The sequence below is a fragment of the Nocardioides sp. S5-5 genome (assembly GCF_054954065.1).
Window position 1 is genome coordinate 2651199 of the sequence record NZ_CP199913.1, and the last position, 16339, is coordinate 2667537.

16 protein-coding genes are annotated in these 16339 nt (G+C 72.5%); 1 reads left to right on the forward strand and 15 read right to left on the reverse strand.

Going from position 1 to position 16339, the window contains the following annotated elements; genetic code table 11:
* Nucleotides 1–32: 32 nt before the first annotated feature.
* On the reverse strand, nucleotides 33–1268 hold the full coding sequence (locus ACUP6Y_RS12555) for a cytochrome P450 (protein ID WP_462551052.1): 1236 nt from the start codon (nucleotides 1266–1268) through the stop codon (nucleotides 33–35).
* A gap of 168 nt (nucleotides 1269–1436) precedes the next feature.
* Here ACUP6Y_RS12555 and ACUP6Y_RS12560 point away from each other — a divergent pair, with 168 nt between their 5' ends.
* On the forward strand, nucleotides 1437–2600 hold the full coding sequence (locus ACUP6Y_RS12560) for a steroid 3-ketoacyl-CoA thiolase (RefSeq protein WP_462551053.1): 1164 nt from the start codon (nucleotides 1437–1439) through the stop codon (nucleotides 2598–2600).
* A 43-nt stretch (nucleotides 2601–2643) separates the two neighbouring features.
* Here the strand turns inward: ACUP6Y_RS12560 and der are convergent, their stop codons facing one another.
* From der to ald, 14 genes are all read right to left on the reverse strand, one after another.
* Nucleotides 2644–3984: a ribosome biogenesis GTPase Der gene (gene der, locus ACUP6Y_RS12565; protein ID WP_462551054.1), complete on the reverse strand. Its 1341-nt coding sequence runs from the start codon at nucleotides 3982–3984 to the stop codon at nucleotides 2644–2646.
* The gene (locus ACUP6Y_RS12570) at nucleotides 3977–4693 is read right to left on the reverse strand and encodes a lysophospholipid acyltransferase family protein (protein WP_462551055.1); all 717 of its coding nucleotides are present in this window, start codon (nucleotides 4691–4693) and stop codon (nucleotides 3977–3979) included. Before ACUP6Y_RS12570 ends, der begins: the two co-directional genes overlap by 8 nt.
* The gene (gene cmk / locus ACUP6Y_RS12575; protein ID WP_462551056.1) at nucleotides 4690–5355 is read right to left on the reverse strand and encodes a (d)CMP kinase; all 666 of its coding nucleotides are present in this window, start codon (nucleotides 5353–5355) and stop codon (nucleotides 4690–4692) included. The genes ACUP6Y_RS12570 and cmk overlap by 4 nt, the downstream gene beginning before the upstream one ends.
* A 10-nt stretch (nucleotides 5356–5365) precedes the next feature.
* On the reverse strand, nucleotides 5366–6442 hold the full coding sequence (locus ACUP6Y_RS12580; protein ID WP_462551057.1) for a prephenate dehydrogenase: 1077 nt from the start codon (nucleotides 6440–6442) through the stop codon (nucleotides 5366–5368).
* Between the two features lie 187 nt (nucleotides 6443–6629).
* A complete protein-coding gene (locus tag ACUP6Y_RS12585; protein ID WP_462551058.1) occupies nucleotides 6630–7040 on the reverse strand; it encodes a VOC family protein in 411 nt (136 codons plus the stop codon).
* The gene (locus ACUP6Y_RS12590; RefSeq protein ID WP_462551059.1) at nucleotides 7030–7803 is read right to left on the reverse strand and encodes a helix-turn-helix domain-containing protein; all 774 of its coding nucleotides are present in this window, start codon (nucleotides 7801–7803) and stop codon (nucleotides 7030–7032) included. Before ACUP6Y_RS12590 ends, ACUP6Y_RS12585 begins: the two co-directional genes overlap by 11 nt.
* A gap of 70 nt (nucleotides 7804–7873) precedes the next feature.
* Nucleotides 7874–8626 (reverse strand): pseudouridine synthase, encoded by a 753-nt coding sequence (locus tag ACUP6Y_RS12595; RefSeq protein WP_462551060.1) that lies wholly within the window; start codon nucleotides 8624–8626, stop codon nucleotides 7874–7876.
* Entirely contained in the window at nucleotides 8616–9278 is a 663-nt protein-coding gene (gene scpB / locus ACUP6Y_RS12600) for an SMC-Scp complex subunit ScpB (RefSeq protein ID WP_462551061.1), read from the reverse strand. The genes ACUP6Y_RS12595 and scpB overlap by 11 nt, the downstream gene beginning before the upstream one ends.
* Nucleotides 9271–10134, reverse strand: a complete 864-nt coding sequence (locus ACUP6Y_RS12605) for a segregation and condensation protein A (protein ID WP_462551063.1) — start codon at nucleotides 10132–10134, stop codon at nucleotides 9271–9273. Before ACUP6Y_RS12605 ends, scpB begins: the two co-directional genes overlap by 8 nt.
* Before the next feature lie 7 nt (nucleotides 10135–10141).
* A complete protein-coding gene (locus ACUP6Y_RS12610; protein WP_462551064.1) occupies nucleotides 10142–10483 on the reverse strand; it encodes a hypothetical protein in 342 nt (113 codons plus the stop codon).
* Entirely contained in the window at nucleotides 10468–11493 is a 1026-nt protein-coding gene (locus tag ACUP6Y_RS12615; RefSeq protein ID WP_462551065.1) for a ParA family protein, read from the reverse strand. Before ACUP6Y_RS12615 ends, ACUP6Y_RS12610 begins: the two co-directional genes overlap by 16 nt.
* A 169-nt stretch (nucleotides 11494–11662) precedes the next feature.
* Nucleotides 11663–14197, reverse strand: coding sequence for a DEAD/DEAH box helicase (locus ACUP6Y_RS12620; protein ID WP_462551066.1), 2535 nt, complete (start codon nucleotides 14195–14197; stop codon nucleotides 11663–11665).
* Nucleotides 14190–15143 (reverse strand): site-specific tyrosine recombinase XerD, encoded by a 954-nt coding sequence (locus ACUP6Y_RS12625; protein WP_462551067.1) that lies wholly within the window; start codon nucleotides 15141–15143, stop codon nucleotides 14190–14192. Before ACUP6Y_RS12625 ends, ACUP6Y_RS12620 begins: the two co-directional genes overlap by 8 nt.
* 4 nt (nucleotides 15144–15147) lie before the next feature.
* Entirely contained in the window at nucleotides 15148–16263 is a 1116-nt protein-coding gene (ald, locus tag ACUP6Y_RS12630; protein WP_462551068.1) for an alanine dehydrogenase, read from the reverse strand.
* Between the last annotated feature and the right edge of the window lie 76 nt (nucleotides 16264–16339).

Genomic DNA, 16339 nt, shown 5'->3' on the forward strand with positions numbered 1-16339 from the left:
GAGCGGGCCGCGTGCCGACCTGGTGGTGACGCTCAGGAGTAGCTGACCCGCATCTCCTTGATCGCGTTGAGCCAGCCCGAGCGCAGCCGGCGCGGCTCGGCCGCGAGTGTGATGTCGGGGGCCAGGTCGGCGATCGCGTTGAAGATCAGGTTGATCTGCAGCCGGGCCAGGTTGGCGCCGAGACAGTAGTGCGCGCCGTGACCGCCGAAGGCGACGTGCGGGTTGTTCTCGCGCAGGATGTTGAACGTGAACGGCTCGTCGAAGACGGTCTCGTCGAAGTTGGCGGACGCGTAGAACATGGCCACGCGGTCACCCTTCTTGATCGCCTGGCCGGCCAGCTCGGTGTCCTTCTTGGCGGTGCGCTGGAAGACGGTCACCGGGGTGGCCCAGCGGACGATCTCGTCGATCGCCGTCTCCGGACGCTCCTTCTTCCACAGCTCCCACTGGTCGGGGTGCTCGAAGAAGGCATGCATGCCGTGGCTGGTGGCGTTGCGGGTGGTCTCGTTGCCGGCGACGGTGAGCAGGATGACGAAGAAGCCGAACTCGTCGTTGGTCAGCGCGCCGTGGTCGTCGTCGAGGCCGACGCTGATCAGCTTGGTGACGATGTCGTCCTGCGGGTTCGCGCGGCGCTCGTTGGCGAGCTGGTCGAAGTAGACGAGGATCTCCATGGACGCGACCGCCGGGTCGGCATCGATGTCCGGGTCGTCGTACCCCATCATCTGGTTGGACCACTCGAAGAGCTTCTTGCGGTCCTCCTGCGGCACGCCGAGGAAGTCGGCGATCGCCTGGAGCGGGAGCTCGGCGGCGATGTCCTCGACGAAGTCGCCGCTGCCCTTGGCGACAGCCTCCCTGACGATCTCGTACGCCCGGTCCCGGAGGACCTGCTTCAGCGAGGCGATCACGCGCGGAGTGAAGCCGCGGGAGACGATGCCGCGCATCTGCGTGTGGTCGGGCGGGTCGTGGTGGATCAGCATGGCGCGCTGGACCTCGACCTGGTCGCGGGTCATGTCGGGCGCGAACCGGATGATGACGCCGTTCTCCATGGCGGACCAGTTCTCGTTGTCCTTGGAGACCTGGCGGACCTCGGCGTGCCGGGTCAGCGCCCAGTAGCCGGTGTCGAGGAAGCCGGCACGGGCCTCCGGGATCTGCTCGATCCAGCGGATCGGCTCGCTCTCGCGCAGGGCGCGGAACTGCTCGTGCGGCAGGGCCACTTCGTTGATGTCGGGATCGGTGGGATCCCAGTGCGTCGGAATGAGGAGCTCGGTCACGCCCTGAACCTTTCAGTGCTGGACAGCCACGGGGTGGAACACGTTCTAGGGCAACCGTACAAAGCATCACGGCAATACGAAAGGGTTTCGTGAAAGGACTTTCTCCTCGGCCCGCCACAGGTGGGACGAAAGATAGAACGTGTTCTAATCCGGTGCTACCGTGCGGGCATGGGCAACCCTGTGATCGTCGAAGCAGTCCGCACTCCCCTGGGCAAGCGGAAGGGCTGGCTGGCCGGCCTGCACCCGGCCCAGACCCTGGGCTTCGTGCAGGCCGAGGTGCTCCGCCGCGCGGGCGTCGACCCCGCTCTGGTGGAGCAGGTCGTCGGCGGCTGCGTGACCCAGGCGGGCGAGCAGTCCAATGACGCCGTACGCCGGGCCTGGCTCTACGCCGGGCTCCCCCAGGCCACCGCCGGCACCGCCCTCGACGCGCAGTGCGGCTCGGGCCAGCAGGCCACCCACCTGGTCAACGACATGGTCGCCGCCGGCACCATCGACGTCGGCATCGCCTGCGGGGTCGAGATGATGTCGCGGATCCCGCTCGGCGCGAACGTCCCGCCGGGGCTGGGCGACCCGCGCCCCGCCGACTGGTCCATCGACATGCCGAACCAGTTCGAGGCCGCCGACCGGATCGCGAGGAACCGCGGCCTCACCCGCGCCGATCTCGAGGCGCTCGGCCTGGCCTCGCAGGCCAAGGCCAAGGTCGCCGTCGAGGAGGGCCGCTTCAAGCGCGAGATCGCGCCGATCACCGCGCCCGTGCTCGACGCCGACGGCAACCCGACCGGCCAGACCCGCGTCGTCGATGCCGACCAGGGCCTGCGGGAGACCACCGCCGCGGGCCTGGCCGGCCTGAGGAGCGTGCTCGAGGGCGGCCTGCACACCGCCGGCACGTCGTCGCAGATCTCCGACGGCGCCGCCGCGCTGCTCATCATGGACGAGGACAGGGCGCGGGCGCTGGGCCTGACCCCGCGGGCCCGGATCAAGGCCCAGTGCCTGGTCGGCTCCGACCCGTACTACCACCTGGACGGCCCGATCGACGCCACCCAGCGGCTGCTCGACAAGACCGGCATGGCGATCGGCGACGTCGACCTGTTCGAGGTCAACGAGGCCTTCGCCTCGGTCGTGCTGTCCTGGGCCGGCGTCCACGGCGTCGACCTCGACAAGGTCAACGTCAACGGCGGCGCGATCGCGCTCGGTCACCCGGTCGGCGCCACCGGCGTCCGGCTGATCACCACCGCGCTGCACGAGCTGGAGCGGCGCGACCGAAGCACCGCGCTGATCTCGATGTGCGCCGGCGGCGCGATGGCCACCGGCACCGTCATCGAGCGGATCTGACCCGGGCCACGCTGACCCGGGCCGGCACCCGGGTCAGCCCGGCTCAGCGTCGGCCGCGCTTCTCGCGCGGCTGCACCTTGATCTCGATCGGCGTGCCGACGAAGCCGAACTCCTCGCGCAGTCGGCGCTCGATGAACCGCTCGTAGCCCTGGTCGAGCTTGCCGGTGGTGAACAGCTTGAACACCGGCGGCGCGCTCTGCACCTGGCTGCCGAACAGGATCCGCGGCTGCTTGCCGCCGCGCACCGGGTGGGGGTGCTCGGCGACGATCCGGCCGAGGAAGGCGTTGAGCGCGCCGGTGGAGATCCGGGTCTCCCAGCCCTCGATGGCGCGGTCCAGCGCGGGCACCAGCCGGTCGACGTGCCAGCCGGTCTTCGCGGTGATGTTGATCCGCGGCGCCCACTGCACCTGCACCAGGTCGCGGTCGATCTCGCGGTCCAGGTAGTAGCGGCGCTCGGCGTCGACGAGGTCCCACTTGTTGAAGGCGATCACGAGCGCCTTGCCGGCCTCGCGCACCTCCTGCAGGATCCGCATGTCCTGCTCGGCGATAGACTCGTTGCCGGCGAGCACCAGCACGCACACCTCGGCGCGCTCGATGGCGGTGGAGGTGCGCAGCCACGCGTAGTACTCGTGGCCCGAGGCCTCCTTGACCCGCTTGCGGATGCCGGCGGTGTCGATGAAGCGCCAGTCCCGCCCGCCCAGCGAGACCAGCTCGTCGACCGGGTCGACCGTCGTGCCGGCGACATTGTCGACGACGACGCGCTCCTCGCCGGCGAGCTTGTTGAGCAGCGAGGACTTGCCGACGTTGGGGCGCCCGACGATGGCGATCCGGCGCGGTCCGCCGAGCTCCTCCCCCACGCGGTCGAGCGCCTCCGGCAGCACCGCCAGTACGGCGTCGAGCAGGTCGCCCGAGCCGCGGCCGTGCAGCGCGGAGACCGGGAAGGGCTCGCCGAGGCCGAGGTTCCACAGGCCGTAGGCCTCGGCCTCGGCCCGCTCGTCGTCGACCTTGTTGGCGGCGAGCACGACCGGCTTGCCCGACTTGCGCAGCACCCGGACGACGGCCTCGTCGGCGTCGGTGATGCCGACCGAGGCGTCGACGACGAAGAGCACGGCGTCGGCCAGGGTCACGGCCACCTCGGCCTGGGCCCTGATCCGCTCCGCCATGCCGCGCGCGTCCGGGTCCCAGCCGCCGGTGTCGACGAGCGTGAACGCCCGCCCGGCCCACTCGGCGTCGTACGACACCCGGTCGCGAGTCACGCCGGGAATGTCCTCGACGACGGCCTCGCGGCGCCCGAGGATCCGGTTCACCAGGGTCGACTTGCCGACGTTCGGGCGGCCGACGACGGCCAGCACCGGGACCACCCCGGCCGGGGTGTCTTCACTCATCACGCTCTCCTTGCGGGAGCGGGCCGGGCAGGCGCCGCCCCGTCTCGTCCAGGGCTTCGGCCAGCTGCTGCTGCATGTGGGCGCGCAGCGCGGCCGAGGTCATCCGGACATTCTCCCGCGTCCGGGGCCAGGGAGCCGCATCGACGGCGTACGGCTCCCCCACCACGATGTCGATCCGGGCCCCCGGGTGCGGCAGCGAGCTGCTCGATCCACCCGGGTCGCGGGAGCCCACGAAGCTCAGCGGTACGACGGGCGCCCCCGTCACCAACGCGAGATAGGCCGCCCCACCGTGGAACCGCTCCAGGTCGCCTGGCCCGCGGGTGCCCTCCGGGAAGACCCCCACCGCATGACCCTCCCGGAGCACCCGCAGCGCGATCCGCACGGCAGCCGGATCGGTGTGCGTGCGGTCGAGCGGGATCTGCCCCGAGGCCCGCAGGAACGCCCCGAGCGGCCCGGAGAACATCTCGACCTTGGTCAGCGCGTGGACCGGCCGAGGCGCGAAGATCGCCATCAGCGGCCCGTCGACGAACCCGATGTGGTTGCCCGCCACCACCGCCGGGCCGGTCCCGGGGAACCGCTCGGCGTGATGCACCCGGACGTCGTACCGGCGCCGGATCAGCCAGCGCGAGGTCGGCCGGCCACGGACGAGCAGCCCGCGCGCCGGGGTGCGGACCCCGTCGCTGCGGGGACGCTGGGTGTGCGCGCTCACACGCGCTTCGCCACCAGGCCCACCACGACGTCGACGACCTCGTCGAGGCTCAGCTCGGTCGAGTCCACATGGACCGCGCCGTCGGCCATGGTCAGCGGAGCCACCGCGCGGCCGGAGTCGATCCGGTCCCGGGCGAGCAGGGACTCCTGGGTCGCGGTGACGTCCGCGCCGCCGTTCTCCAGGGCCCTGCGGGCCGCGCGGGCGGCCGGGTCGGCGGTGAGGTAGACCTTGAGCTCGGCCCGGGGCCAGACCACGGAGCCGATGTCGCGGCCCTCGACGACGATCCCGCCGCCGCCGATGATCGCGCGCTGGAGCTCCACCAGCCGCGCGCGGACCTCGGGGACCGCGCTGACCGGCGAGACGGCGGCATTGACCTCGTCGCTGCGGATCTCGACAGAGACGTCGCGACCGTCGACGGTGATGGCCGGGGCGAGGGGGTCGGTGCCGGACTCGAGCACCGGCTCCCCCGCGCGCGCGGCGACGGCAGCCGGGTCGTGGACGTCGACGCCCCGGTCGAGCATCCACCAGGTGACCGCACGGTACTGCGCACCGGTGTCGAGATAGCGCAGCCCGAGCCGGTCGGCGACGGCGCGGCAGGTGCTGGACTTGCCCGAGCCGGAGGTTCCGTCCACTGCTACGACCACGTTCACCGGCACATTCACGGGCGGCACCTTACCGGTGGGTCAGCCAGCCCCTCGACTCCAGAGCGGCCCGCAGCTCCTCGGCCCGGCCCTCCACCACGTCGAGCTCGACGAGGCCGACCGGGCGGCCGGGGTCGTGGTCGATCCGGACGTCCTCGATGTTGACGCCGCTGTCGCCGGCGTCGGCGAACAGCCGCGCCAGCCCGCCCGGCTGGTCGGGCAGGGCCACCCGGACCGCCTCCATCGGCAGCGGCGCGGCGCCGTGCTTGCCGGGGATGGCACGGGTGCCGGCCTGGCCGTAGGCGAGCAGCGACTCCAGGCCGACCCGGTCGCCGCCGGCGACCGCCTCCAGGGCGAGGTCGAGTCGGGCGCGGACCTCGGCCAGCAGCGCGGCGACCGCGGTCGCGTTGCCGCTGATGATCTGGCTGTACAGCCGCGGGTCGCCCCCGGCGACCCGGGTGACGTCGCGCACGCCGGTGCCCGACAGCGCGAGGTGCTCGGCCGAGGCGCCCGCGAGGGTGCCGGCGACGAGCGAGGCGATCAGGTGCGGGACGTGCGAGGTGCGGGCGACGGCGCGGTCGTGCTCGACGGGGCTGAGATGGACCGGCACCGCGCCGCACACCAGCGCCAGCGCCTCGACCACGCGGGTCGCCGACGGCGTCGCGTCCGGCCCGGGTGTGATCGCCCACGGCCGGCCGTCGAAGAGCTCGGCGTTGGCCGCCAGCGGCCCGGAGTGCTCGGTGCCCGCCATCGGGTGGCTGCCGACGTACCGGCTCACCGCGGGGTGTCCCGACACCGCCGCCAGCGGACCGGCCTTGACGCTGCCGACATCGGTCACGACCGTCTCGGGCCCGACCGTGTCGAGCACCTGGGTGATGACGGCGCCGAGCGCGTCCGGCGGCACGGCGACCACGACCAGCTGCGGAACATCCTCGGGCGTGCGGGCCCGGCCGGCGCCGAGTCCGGTCGCCGTGCGCACGTGGTCCGGCGTGGTGTCGGTGAGCAGCACCTCGAGCCCGGCGCGACGGCAGGCCAGCGCGATCGAGGTGCCGATCAGGCCGGTCCCGACGATCTCGACCGGCCCCACGAGCACACTCGTCTCAGACACGCAGGCAAGGCTAGTGGTCATCTCCGGAAGTTCTTCGGGTGTCCCGCACCCCGGGCGCGCGCCTCGCGGCGTTGCCGACGCTGGCGAGACGACCCGGTATGGCTGCGCGCCGGCGCCTTGCGATGCACGCACCCGGAGCGCGGGCCACCCCCGCACAACTTCCGGAGATGACCACTAGTGGTCATGCTCAGGCGCCGGTCGTCGCGCCCGGCTGGTAGGACCCGAACGACCAGTGGTTGCCCTCCGGGTCGCGCACGCTGCCGCCGCGCCCGCCGTAGTCCTGGTCGACCATCGCCCGCTCCACGGCCGCGCCGGCCGCGACCGCGGCGTCGAACACCGCGTCGGGGTCGTCGGTCACCAGGTAGACCGCGCCGGTGCCTGCCGGCTGGAGCGGCGCGCCGGGGCGCACGGCGCCGAACATGATCCCGCCGCCCGCGGGCCACAGCCACTCGGCATGGACCACGAGGCCGGACTCGTCGCGGTAGGTGCCGTGCTCGACGAACCCGATCGCCCGCAGCCAGGCGGTCATCACGTCGACGTCGCGGAACTGCAAGGCGGGCCAGAGCCGCACGGTCGCTGCCTTCTCGTCAGTACCCATGCGCCGAGCCTGCTCCCTCGTCGCCCTCGTGGTCTTGAAGGAACGGGAACTCCTCGCGCAGCCAGGTGGTCGGCGTACACCCGGCGAGCGCGGTCCACTCGCGGGTCAGGTGCGCCTGGTCGGCGTAGCCACAGGCGCTCGCCACCTCGGCGAGCGGCCGCCGCCCCAGCAGGCCTCGTGCGGTCTCGACCCGCGCGACCCGCTGGAACGCCTTGGGCGCCAGTCCGCACTCCGCCCGCACCAGCGTGCCGAGCCGGCGGCGGCTGTAGCCGACCTCCTCGGCCACGTCGGCCACCCGGGCCCCCGCCGTCAGCAGCGCCAGCGCACGCGCCACCTCGGCCCGCGGTGCCGGGTCGCCCCCGCGCGCGGCCAGGACGGCCAGGGTCCGGTCGACCAGCGCCACCCGCGCGGGCCAGGACGCCAGCGCGTGCAGCCGCTCGGGCAGCTCCCGCAACGCCGGTGGTACGACGGCCTCGTCCAGGTCGGTCAGCGCCCCGGACAGGTCCGCCGCGGGCCGCCCGAGCAGCACCCGCACGCCCTCGACGCTCAGTGCCAGCTGCACCCCGCGCTGCGACCCGCCGTGATGGATCGCCGCCGGCTCGGTGTGCAGCCCCGAGAGCGACGCCCACGCGGAGTGCAGGCTCGCCGGCCGTCCCGCCCAGGAGACCCGGAGCGGCTCCTCGAGCGGAAGCACCAGGGTGATCGTGGTCGACGGCAGGCCCCGGTGGACGCCGGGCGCGCCGAAGTCGACGTCGTACGGCATCCGTGCGACGACATGTCTCCGCAGGGCGGCGGGCACCGGTGGGACCGGGTTCACCCGACCCACGGTAGGGCTACCGACCGACCAGCTCCAGCAGCTGGCCGAGCTCGTCGTCGGACAGCTCGCGCAGCGTCCCGCCGCGCAGCGTCCCGAGCTCGATCGGCCCGAACCTGGTCCGGCTCAGCTGGCGCACCGGGTGCCCGACCTGGTCGAGCAGCCGGCGCACGATCCGGTTGCGGCCCTCGTGGATGACCAGCTCGATGATCGACTTCTCGGCCGAGGTGTCGATGACCCGCGCCCGGCGCACCTCCACCGGGCCGTCCTCCAGGGTCACCCCGGCGAGCAGCTCGGCGAGCGTGCCCTTGGCGAGCCGCCCGGCCACCTCGGCGACGTAGGTCTTCTCCACCTCGAACGACGGGTGCGCCATCCGGTGCGCGAAGTCGCCGTCGTTGGTCAGCAGCAGCAGGCCCGAGGTGTCGGTGTCGAGCCGGCCCACATGGAAGAGCCGCTCAGGACGGTCGGCCACCAGGTCGGACAGGGTACGGCGGCCCTGCGGGTCGGACATGGTGGACACCACGCCGCGCGGCTTGTTGAGCACCAGGTAGACGTGGTCGGAGATCGGCGGCAGCCGCCTGCCCGACACCTTGATCACCGCGGTGCGCGGGTCGACCTTGGTGCCGAGCCGGGTGACGACCTCGCCGTCCACCTCGACCTCGCCCTCCAGCATCAGCTCCTCGCACCGGCGCCGCGAGGCGACGCCGGACTGCGCGAGCAGCTTCTGCAGCCGGATCTGGCCGTCGTCGTCGACCGCGATGTCACGCGTCATCGCCGGCCTCCTCGGCGACCGGTGCGGGCTCGTCGGCCGCGACCGCGACGCTCTCGCGCAGCTCCTCCTCGACCTCGGCGAGCTCCGGCAGGTGCGGGGCCAGGTCGGGCAGCTCGTCGAGGGACACGATGCCGATCCGCTCCAGGAAGTAGCTGGTGGTGCGGTACAGCGTGGCGCCGTGCTCGCCGTCGCGACCGGCCTCCTCGACCAGCCCGCGGCTGAGCAGGGTCCGCATCACGCCGTCGACGTTGACGCCACGCACCGCCGACACCCGGGCCCGGGAGACCGGCTGCTGGTAGGCGACGACGGCGAGGGTCTCCAGCGCGGCCTGGGTGAGCCGGGCCTGCTGGCCCTCCAGCACGAACGCCTCCACGACCGGAGCGAGCTCCTCGCGGGTGTAGTAGCGCCAGCCGCCCGCGACATTGCGCAGCTCGAAGCCGCGACCCTGCTCGTCGTACTCCGCCGCGAGGGCGGCCAGCGCCTCGACCACCTCGGGCTCCGGGTAGCCGACGACGGTCGCGAGGGCCACCGCGTCCAGCGGCTGGTCGGCGACCATCAGCACCGCCTCCAGCGCGGGCCGCAGCTCGGCCACCGGCCCGGCGGGGGCCTCGACCTCGTCGGTCTGTTCGGTCATCGCTGGCTGGTCAGTCATCGCTCGGACTCTCCTCAGCGGGCGCGTCGTCGGCCGGCGCCGCCCCGTCGAACTCGTCGGTGATCAGGTCCTCCACGTCGACCGCCTCGTCGCCGGTCCAGCGCACCGTCAGCTCCCCCAGCGGCGTCACCTGGTCGAAGGCGACGGCCCCCTCGCGGAACAGCTCGAGCAGGGAGAGGAAGCGCGCCACGGTCGTCAGCGTGTCCGGCGAGTCGCCGCACAGCGCGCGGAAGGTCAGCGTGCCGCTGCGCCGCAGCCGGTCGACCACGATCGCGGCCTGCTCGCGCACGCTGACCGTCGGCGCGTGGATGTGGTGCAGGGTCAGCTGCAGCTCCGGCTTGGGCGTCATCGCCTTGGCCGCCAGGGCCGCGAACGCCTCGAGGCCGATCCCGATCAGCACCTCGGGCAGCAGGCCGGCGTACCGCTCCTCCAGGCCGACCGCCCGTGGGAAGCGGCGCGCCTCGGCCTGCAGCCGCCCGTCGAGGACCGCCGCGACCTGCTTGTAGGCCTTGTACTGCAGCAGCCGCGCGAACAGCAGGTCCCGTGCCTCCAGCAGGGCGAGGTCCTCCTCGTCCTCCACGTCGCCGGCCGGCAGCAGCCGGGCGGCCTTGAGGTCGAGCAGGGTCGCCGCGACCAGCAGGAAGGACGTCGTCTCCTCGAGGGCGTCGTCGGGGAGCTGCTTGATGTGCGCGATGAACTCGTCGGTGACCTTGGAGAGCGCGACCTCGGTGACGTCGAGCTTGTGCTTGGAGATCAAGCTCAGCAGCAGGTCGAACGGGCCCTCGAAGTTCACCAGGTGCACGGCGAACCCGCCGTGTCCCTGCGCGGGCTCGGCGCCCGCCTCGACCTCGCTCACACCTGCATCATGACTCACGCAGGCGCCTGACCAGCGCGGAGCTCTCCCCCTCGGCCTCGAGCTCGCCCAGGACCAGGTGCAGCGCCTCGCGGACCAGGCGACCGCGGTCGACGGCCATGCCGTGCTCCCCGCGCAGGGTGAGCCGGGCCCGCTCCAGCTCCATCAGCTCCGCCGAGGAGACGTAGACCGTGATCTTCTCCTCGTGGCGGACCCGTCCGGTCGGGCCCTTCGGCGCCTTCTCGGGTACGTCGGCCGGCGGGTCCGGAACAGCGCGGACGGCAGGCCCCGACGACTCCGTGGTCGGCCGGAACAGGTCGTCCGCGGCCGGCATGCTCACACGTCGAGGCACCGTACCGCCACCTCCTTCGCGAGCTGGCGGTACGCCTCCGCCCCGCTCGATCCGGAGGCGTACGACGTGATCGGCTCGCCGGCGACGGTGGAGTCGGAGAACTTCACGGTGCGGCGGATGACGGTGTGGAAGACCTTGTCGCCCCACGCCTGGACCAGGCGCTCGAGCACCTCGCGGCCGTGCAGCGTGCGGCCGTCGTACATGGTGCCGAGGACGCCGTCGACCTCCAGGCCCGGGTTGAGGCGCTGCTTGACCTTGTCGATGGTGGCCTTGAGCAGCGCGACGCCGCGCAGCGCGAAGTACTCGCACTCCAGCGGCACGATCACGCCGTCGGAGGCGGTGAGCGCGTTGACCGTCAGCAGGCCGAGCGAGGGCTGGCAGTCGATGAGGATGACGTCGTACTCCGCGATCGCGGGGGCCAGCACGCGCTGCAGGGTCTGCTCGCGGGCGACCTCGTGGACCAGCTGCACCTCGGCGGCCGACAGGTCGATGTTGGACGGCAGCAGGTCCATCCCCGGCACCCCGGAGGGCACGACGACCTCGTCGAGCGTGGCCTCCGGGTCCATGAGCAGGTTGTAGACCGTGCTCTCCATCTCGTGCGGGTTCAGTCCGAGCCCGACCGAGAGCGAGCCCTGCGGGTCGAAGTCGACGAGCAGCACCTTGCGACCACACTCCGCCAGCGCGGCGCCCAGGTTGATCGTCGTCGTGGTCTTGCCGACGCCGCCCTTCTGGTTGCACATCGAGATCACTCGCGCGTGCCCGTGCGCGGTCACCGGCCTCGGGTCCGGCAGCACCGGCATCGGGCGACCGGTCGGGCCCAGCTCCCCGGTCGGGGTCTGCACCGAGGCGGGCTCGGGAGCGTGGCGGTCCGGCAGCGGGAACTGCAGGGTCATGGCGTCCTCGCTCACGGCCGCGTCCTCCGTGCCGAGCGGTACGTCGCTGCCGGGCGCCGGGATCGGCGTCCTCGGCGGCATGTCGGGTGCACTGGATCCTCCGTAGAAGCCGGCCATCGCCCTCACCTTTGTCTGGAGTGGTTGCGGGCTCCTTCCCCAGAGCCCGGGACTGCTCCATCCAACAATGTCGACACGGAGACATTCGGGAGGCGCGCCGCGAGCCAGGGGACGACTCGACTCCGCGCCCCTCCGGTCGCCTCCGCAACCGGTCGTCCACAGGCCCCGATCAGCCGGTCAGGCTCACCATCTCCAGCGTCCGTACGACGGCCTCGCCGGCCTCGTCGCTGGCCGCGAGGTCGACCTCGGCGCGGATCACCCAGTCGTGGTGGCCGTCCGGGTCGTGCAGGGTCTGGGTGACGACCCACCGGCCGGCCTCCTTCTCCACCTCCAGCAGCACGGGCCCGCGCGCGTCGGCGTCGGTGAGCAGCCGGTCGTGCTCGGCGTAGTAGTCCTCGATCGCCCCGTCCCAGTCGGCCTCGCTCCACGCGGCCTCCGCGTCGAGCGCGGCCAGCGCCGGCACGTCGTCGCGGGCGACCAGCTCGACCCGGCGCCACAGCGCGTTGCGGACCATGACGTCGAAGACCCGGCCCTGCTGGCTGAGCGGGCGCGGCGGGGGCGGCGGCTCGTGGTGGCTGACCGCCGCGCTCGCGTGCGACGGGTCGGCGAGCGCCTCCCACTCGTCGAGCAGCGAGGAGTCGACCTGGCGGACCGTCTCCCCCAGCCACTCGACGAGGAGCTCGAGCTCCTCGGTGCGGTACGACGCCGGCACCGTCTGCCGCAGCGCCCGGTAGGCGTCGGTGAGATAGCGCAGCACCAGCCCCTCGGAGCGGGCCACCTGGTAGCGGGAGACCAGGTCGGTGAACCCCATCCCCTGCTCCCACATCTGCCGCACCACCGACTTGGGCGCCAGCGCGTCGGGCGCCAGCCACGGGTGCCGCTCGCGGTAGGTCTCGAAGAGCGGCTCGAGCAGCTCGGCCAGCGGCTCGGGCCAGGTGATGTCCTCGACCAGGGCCATCCGCTCGTCGTACTCGACGCCGTCGGCCTTGAGTGCCGCGATCGCCTCGCCGCGCGCGGCGTGCCGTTGCGCCATCAGCAGCGGGCGCGGCGCCTCCAGGGTCGCCTCGACGACGGAGACGACGTCGAGCATGAGGTCCGGACTGCCGGGGTCGAGCACGTCGAGCACCGCCAGCGCGAAGTGCGAGAGCGGCTGGTTGAGCGCGAAGTCCTCGGGCAGCGCCTCGGTGAGCACGTAGCGCCGGCCGAGCTCGTCGGCCTGGTCGAGCCGGGTCAGCACCTCGGAGGCGACCAGGCTGCGAGCCAGTCGGACCGCCCGCTTGGCCAGGCGCAGCTGGCTGCGCCGCTCCTCGTGGTTGTCCATGAGCAGCCGGCGCAGCACCGGGAACGCGTCCTCCTCGCGGGAGAGCACGTTGACCAGCATCGCGTTGTCGACCTTCATCTGCGACTTCAGCGGCTCCGGCTTCCCCTCGACCAGCTTGTCGAAGGTCTGCTCGGTCCAGACCACGGTGCCCGGCGGCGGCTTCTTGAGCTGCGCCTTGGAGCCGCGCTTGGCCTGCTTCTCCGCGCTCATCGCGGCGTTCTTGGCCGCGGCCTTCGCCTTGGCCAACTCGTTCTCGATGACGTGCTCCGGCGCCTGGACGACGACGTAGCCCGCCGTGTCGAAGCCCGCCCGGCCGGCCCGTCCGGCGATCTGCAGGAACTCGCGGGTGCGCAGCACCCGCTGCCGCGAGCCGTCGAACTTGGCGAGTCCGGTGAACAGCACCGTGCGGATCGGCACGTTGATGCCGACACCCAGGGTGTCGGTGCCGCAGATGACGGTCAGCAGCCCGCCTTGGGCGAGCTGCTCGACCAGGCGCCGGTAGCGCGGCAGCATGCCGGCGTGGTGGACGCCGATCCCCTGCCGCAGCAGCTTGTTGAGGGTCTTGCCGAAGCCGGCGGCGAAGCGGACACCCGCGATCCGCTCGGCGATCTGCTCCTTGCGCTCCTTGGGTACGGCGGTGTCGAGCCGGCCCGGCCCGCTCAGCAGCGACACGGCGTGCTCGACCGCGGCGGCCTGGGTGAAGTGGACGACGTACACCGGGCCCTGGCCGGTGGTGACCAGCTCGGTGAGCTTGTCCCCCATCGGCTCCAGCGACCAGGAGAAGTCCAGCGGAACCGGGCGCTCGGCGTGGTCGACGACCGTCGTGTCCCGCCCGTTGCGCCGCGTCAGGTCGGCCGCGAGGTCGGTGGTGTCGCCGAGCGTGGCCGACATGAGCAGGAGCTGGGCCTGGGGCAGCTCGATGAGCGGGACCTGCCAGGCCCAGCCGCGCCCCGGCTCGCCGTAGAAGTGGAACTCGTCCATCACGACCATGCCGACGTCGGCCCGGTCGCCCTCGCGCAGCGCGATGTTGGCGAGGACCTCGGCCGTGCAGCAGATGATCGGCGCATCGGCGTTGACCGCGACGTCACCGGTGAGCATGCCGACGTCGGCGGCACCGAAGACCTCGACCAGGTCGAAGAACTTCTCGCTCACCAGCGCCTTGATCGGCGCGGTGTAGAAGGTGACCCGGTCGTCGGCGAGCGCACCCATCGCGGCCGCCATCGCGACCAGCGACTTGCCGGAACCGGTCGGCGTGGCCAGCACCACGTTGTCGCCGGCCAGCAGCGCCAGGATCGCGTCCTCCTGATGCGGGTACAGCTCCAGGCCGCGCCCCTCGGCGTACTCGAGGATCCGGTCGTACGCGCCGTCACTCGACTCAGCCATGGCGGGCCCTCGGATGCGCGGTGGCGAAGACCTCGCGCAGGTTGTCGACGGTGACGAGCGTGTAGACCTGCGTCGTGGTGACCGACGCGTGCCCGAGCAGCTCCTGGACCACCCGCACGTCGGCGCCGCCGTCGAGGAGGTGGGTCGCGAACGAGTGCCGCAGCGTGTGGGGCGAGACGTCGCGGGTCACCCCGGCCCGCTCGGCGGCCTTGACCAGCACCGCCCACGCCGACTGCCGCGACAGCCGGCCCCCGCGCGCGTTGAGGAGGAGCGCCGGCGTCGCCGCCGAGACCAGCGCCGGCCGAGCCCGCACCAGGTACGCCGACAGCGCGGCCCGCGCGTAGGAACCCACCGGCACCAGCCGCTCCTTGCCGCCCTTGCCGCGCAGCAGCAGGGTCGCGTCGGCCGGGTCGAGGTCGGGCTCGGCGAGATGGCTGACGTCGTCGACGTCGAGCCCGACCGCCTCCGAGATCCGGGCGCCGGTGCCGTAGAGGATCTCCAGCAGCGCCCGGTCGCGCAGCGCGAGCGGGGTGTCCGGTGCCCCGGCCGCCTCGAGGATCGCCTCGACGTCGGACAGCGGCAGCGCCTTCGGCAGCCGCTTGGCCGGGCTCGGCGGCTTCACGCCCGCTGCCGGGTCGACTCGGGCCAGCCCGTCGGCGACCGCGAACCGGTGGAAGCCGCGCACCGCCACGACCGTGCGGGCCGCGCTCGACGCCCTGAGCGGCGGGTGATCGCCGTCGCCCTCGCGCAGTCGCATGAGGAACTCGGTGACCGTCGTCTCGGTGATGCCGTCGAGCGAGTCGATGCCTGCCGCCGCCAGGTGGGCGCGGTAGCGCCGCAGGTCCCTGCGATAGGAGGTCAGTGTGTTGACCGCGAGGCCCTTCTCCACGGCCAGATGGTCGAGATAGGTGCGGACTGCCCGATCCACCGCTCCCGTCCCGCTCACGCGGTCAGGCTAGCGCCTCCTCCAGCGCGACCGACGCGATGCCCGTGGCCTCGCCGACCGGCGCGTTGGCGAGCAGGCCCGCGTGGGTGTTCAGACCCAGCGCCAGGCTGGCGTCCGCGCGGCACGCGTCGCCCCAGCCCTTGTCGGCCAGCGCGACGGCGTACGGCAGGGTCGCGTTGGTCAGGGCGTAGGTCGAGGTGTTCGGCACCGCGCCCGGCATGTTCGCCACGCAGTAGAACGTCGAGTCATGCACCTGGAAGGTCGGGGCGGCGTGCGTGGTGGGCCGGGTGTCCTCGAAGCAGCCACCCTGGTCGACCGCGATGTCGACGAGCACCGAGCCCGGCTTCATCCGCGAGACCAGGTCGTTGGACACCAGCTTGGGCGCCGCCGCGCCCGGGATCAGCACGGCGCCGATCACCAGGTCGGCCTCCATCACCTGCTGCTCCAGGGTCAGCTTGGACGACGCGAGACCGTGGACCCGGTTGTTGTAGCGCCAAAACGACATCCGCAGCTTGTCGAGATCGGTGTCGAGCAGCGTGACGTCGGCCCCCATGCCGAGCGCGATGTTCGCGGCGTTCTGGCCCGAGACGCCGGCGCCGATGATGACGACCTTGGCGTTCGCGACGCCACCGACACCGCCCATCAGCACACCCCGGCCACCCTGCGCCTTCATCAGCGAGTACGCGCCGACCTGGGGCGCGAGGCAGCCCGCGACCTCCGACATCGGGTACAGCAGAGGCAGCGAACCGGAGGGCAGCTGCACGGTCTCATAGGCGATCGCGGTGACCTTGCGGGCGATCAGCTCCTCGGTGAGCGCCTTGTCGGCGGCGAGGTGGAGGTAGGTGAACAGCACCTGCCCCTCGCGCATCCGGGCGTACTCCTCCGCGATCGGCTCCTTGACCTTGAGGACCATCTCCGCGGTGCCCCACACCGCGTCGGCGTCCGGGAGGATGGTGGCGCCGGCGGCGACGTAGTCGGCGTCGCGGATCGAGGAGCCCTCGCCGGCGCCCGTCTCGACGACGACCTCGTGGCCGTGGGCGACCAGCTCGTGGACCCCGATCGGCGTGATGGCCACCCGGTACTCGTGGTTCTTGACTTCCTTGGGCACACCGACGCGCATGTGGATCTCCTCCCGGTCGCGGAATCCGTCGCGGATTCCCTCATGGAGAGAAATGATGAAGATCAGTCGACCCGCC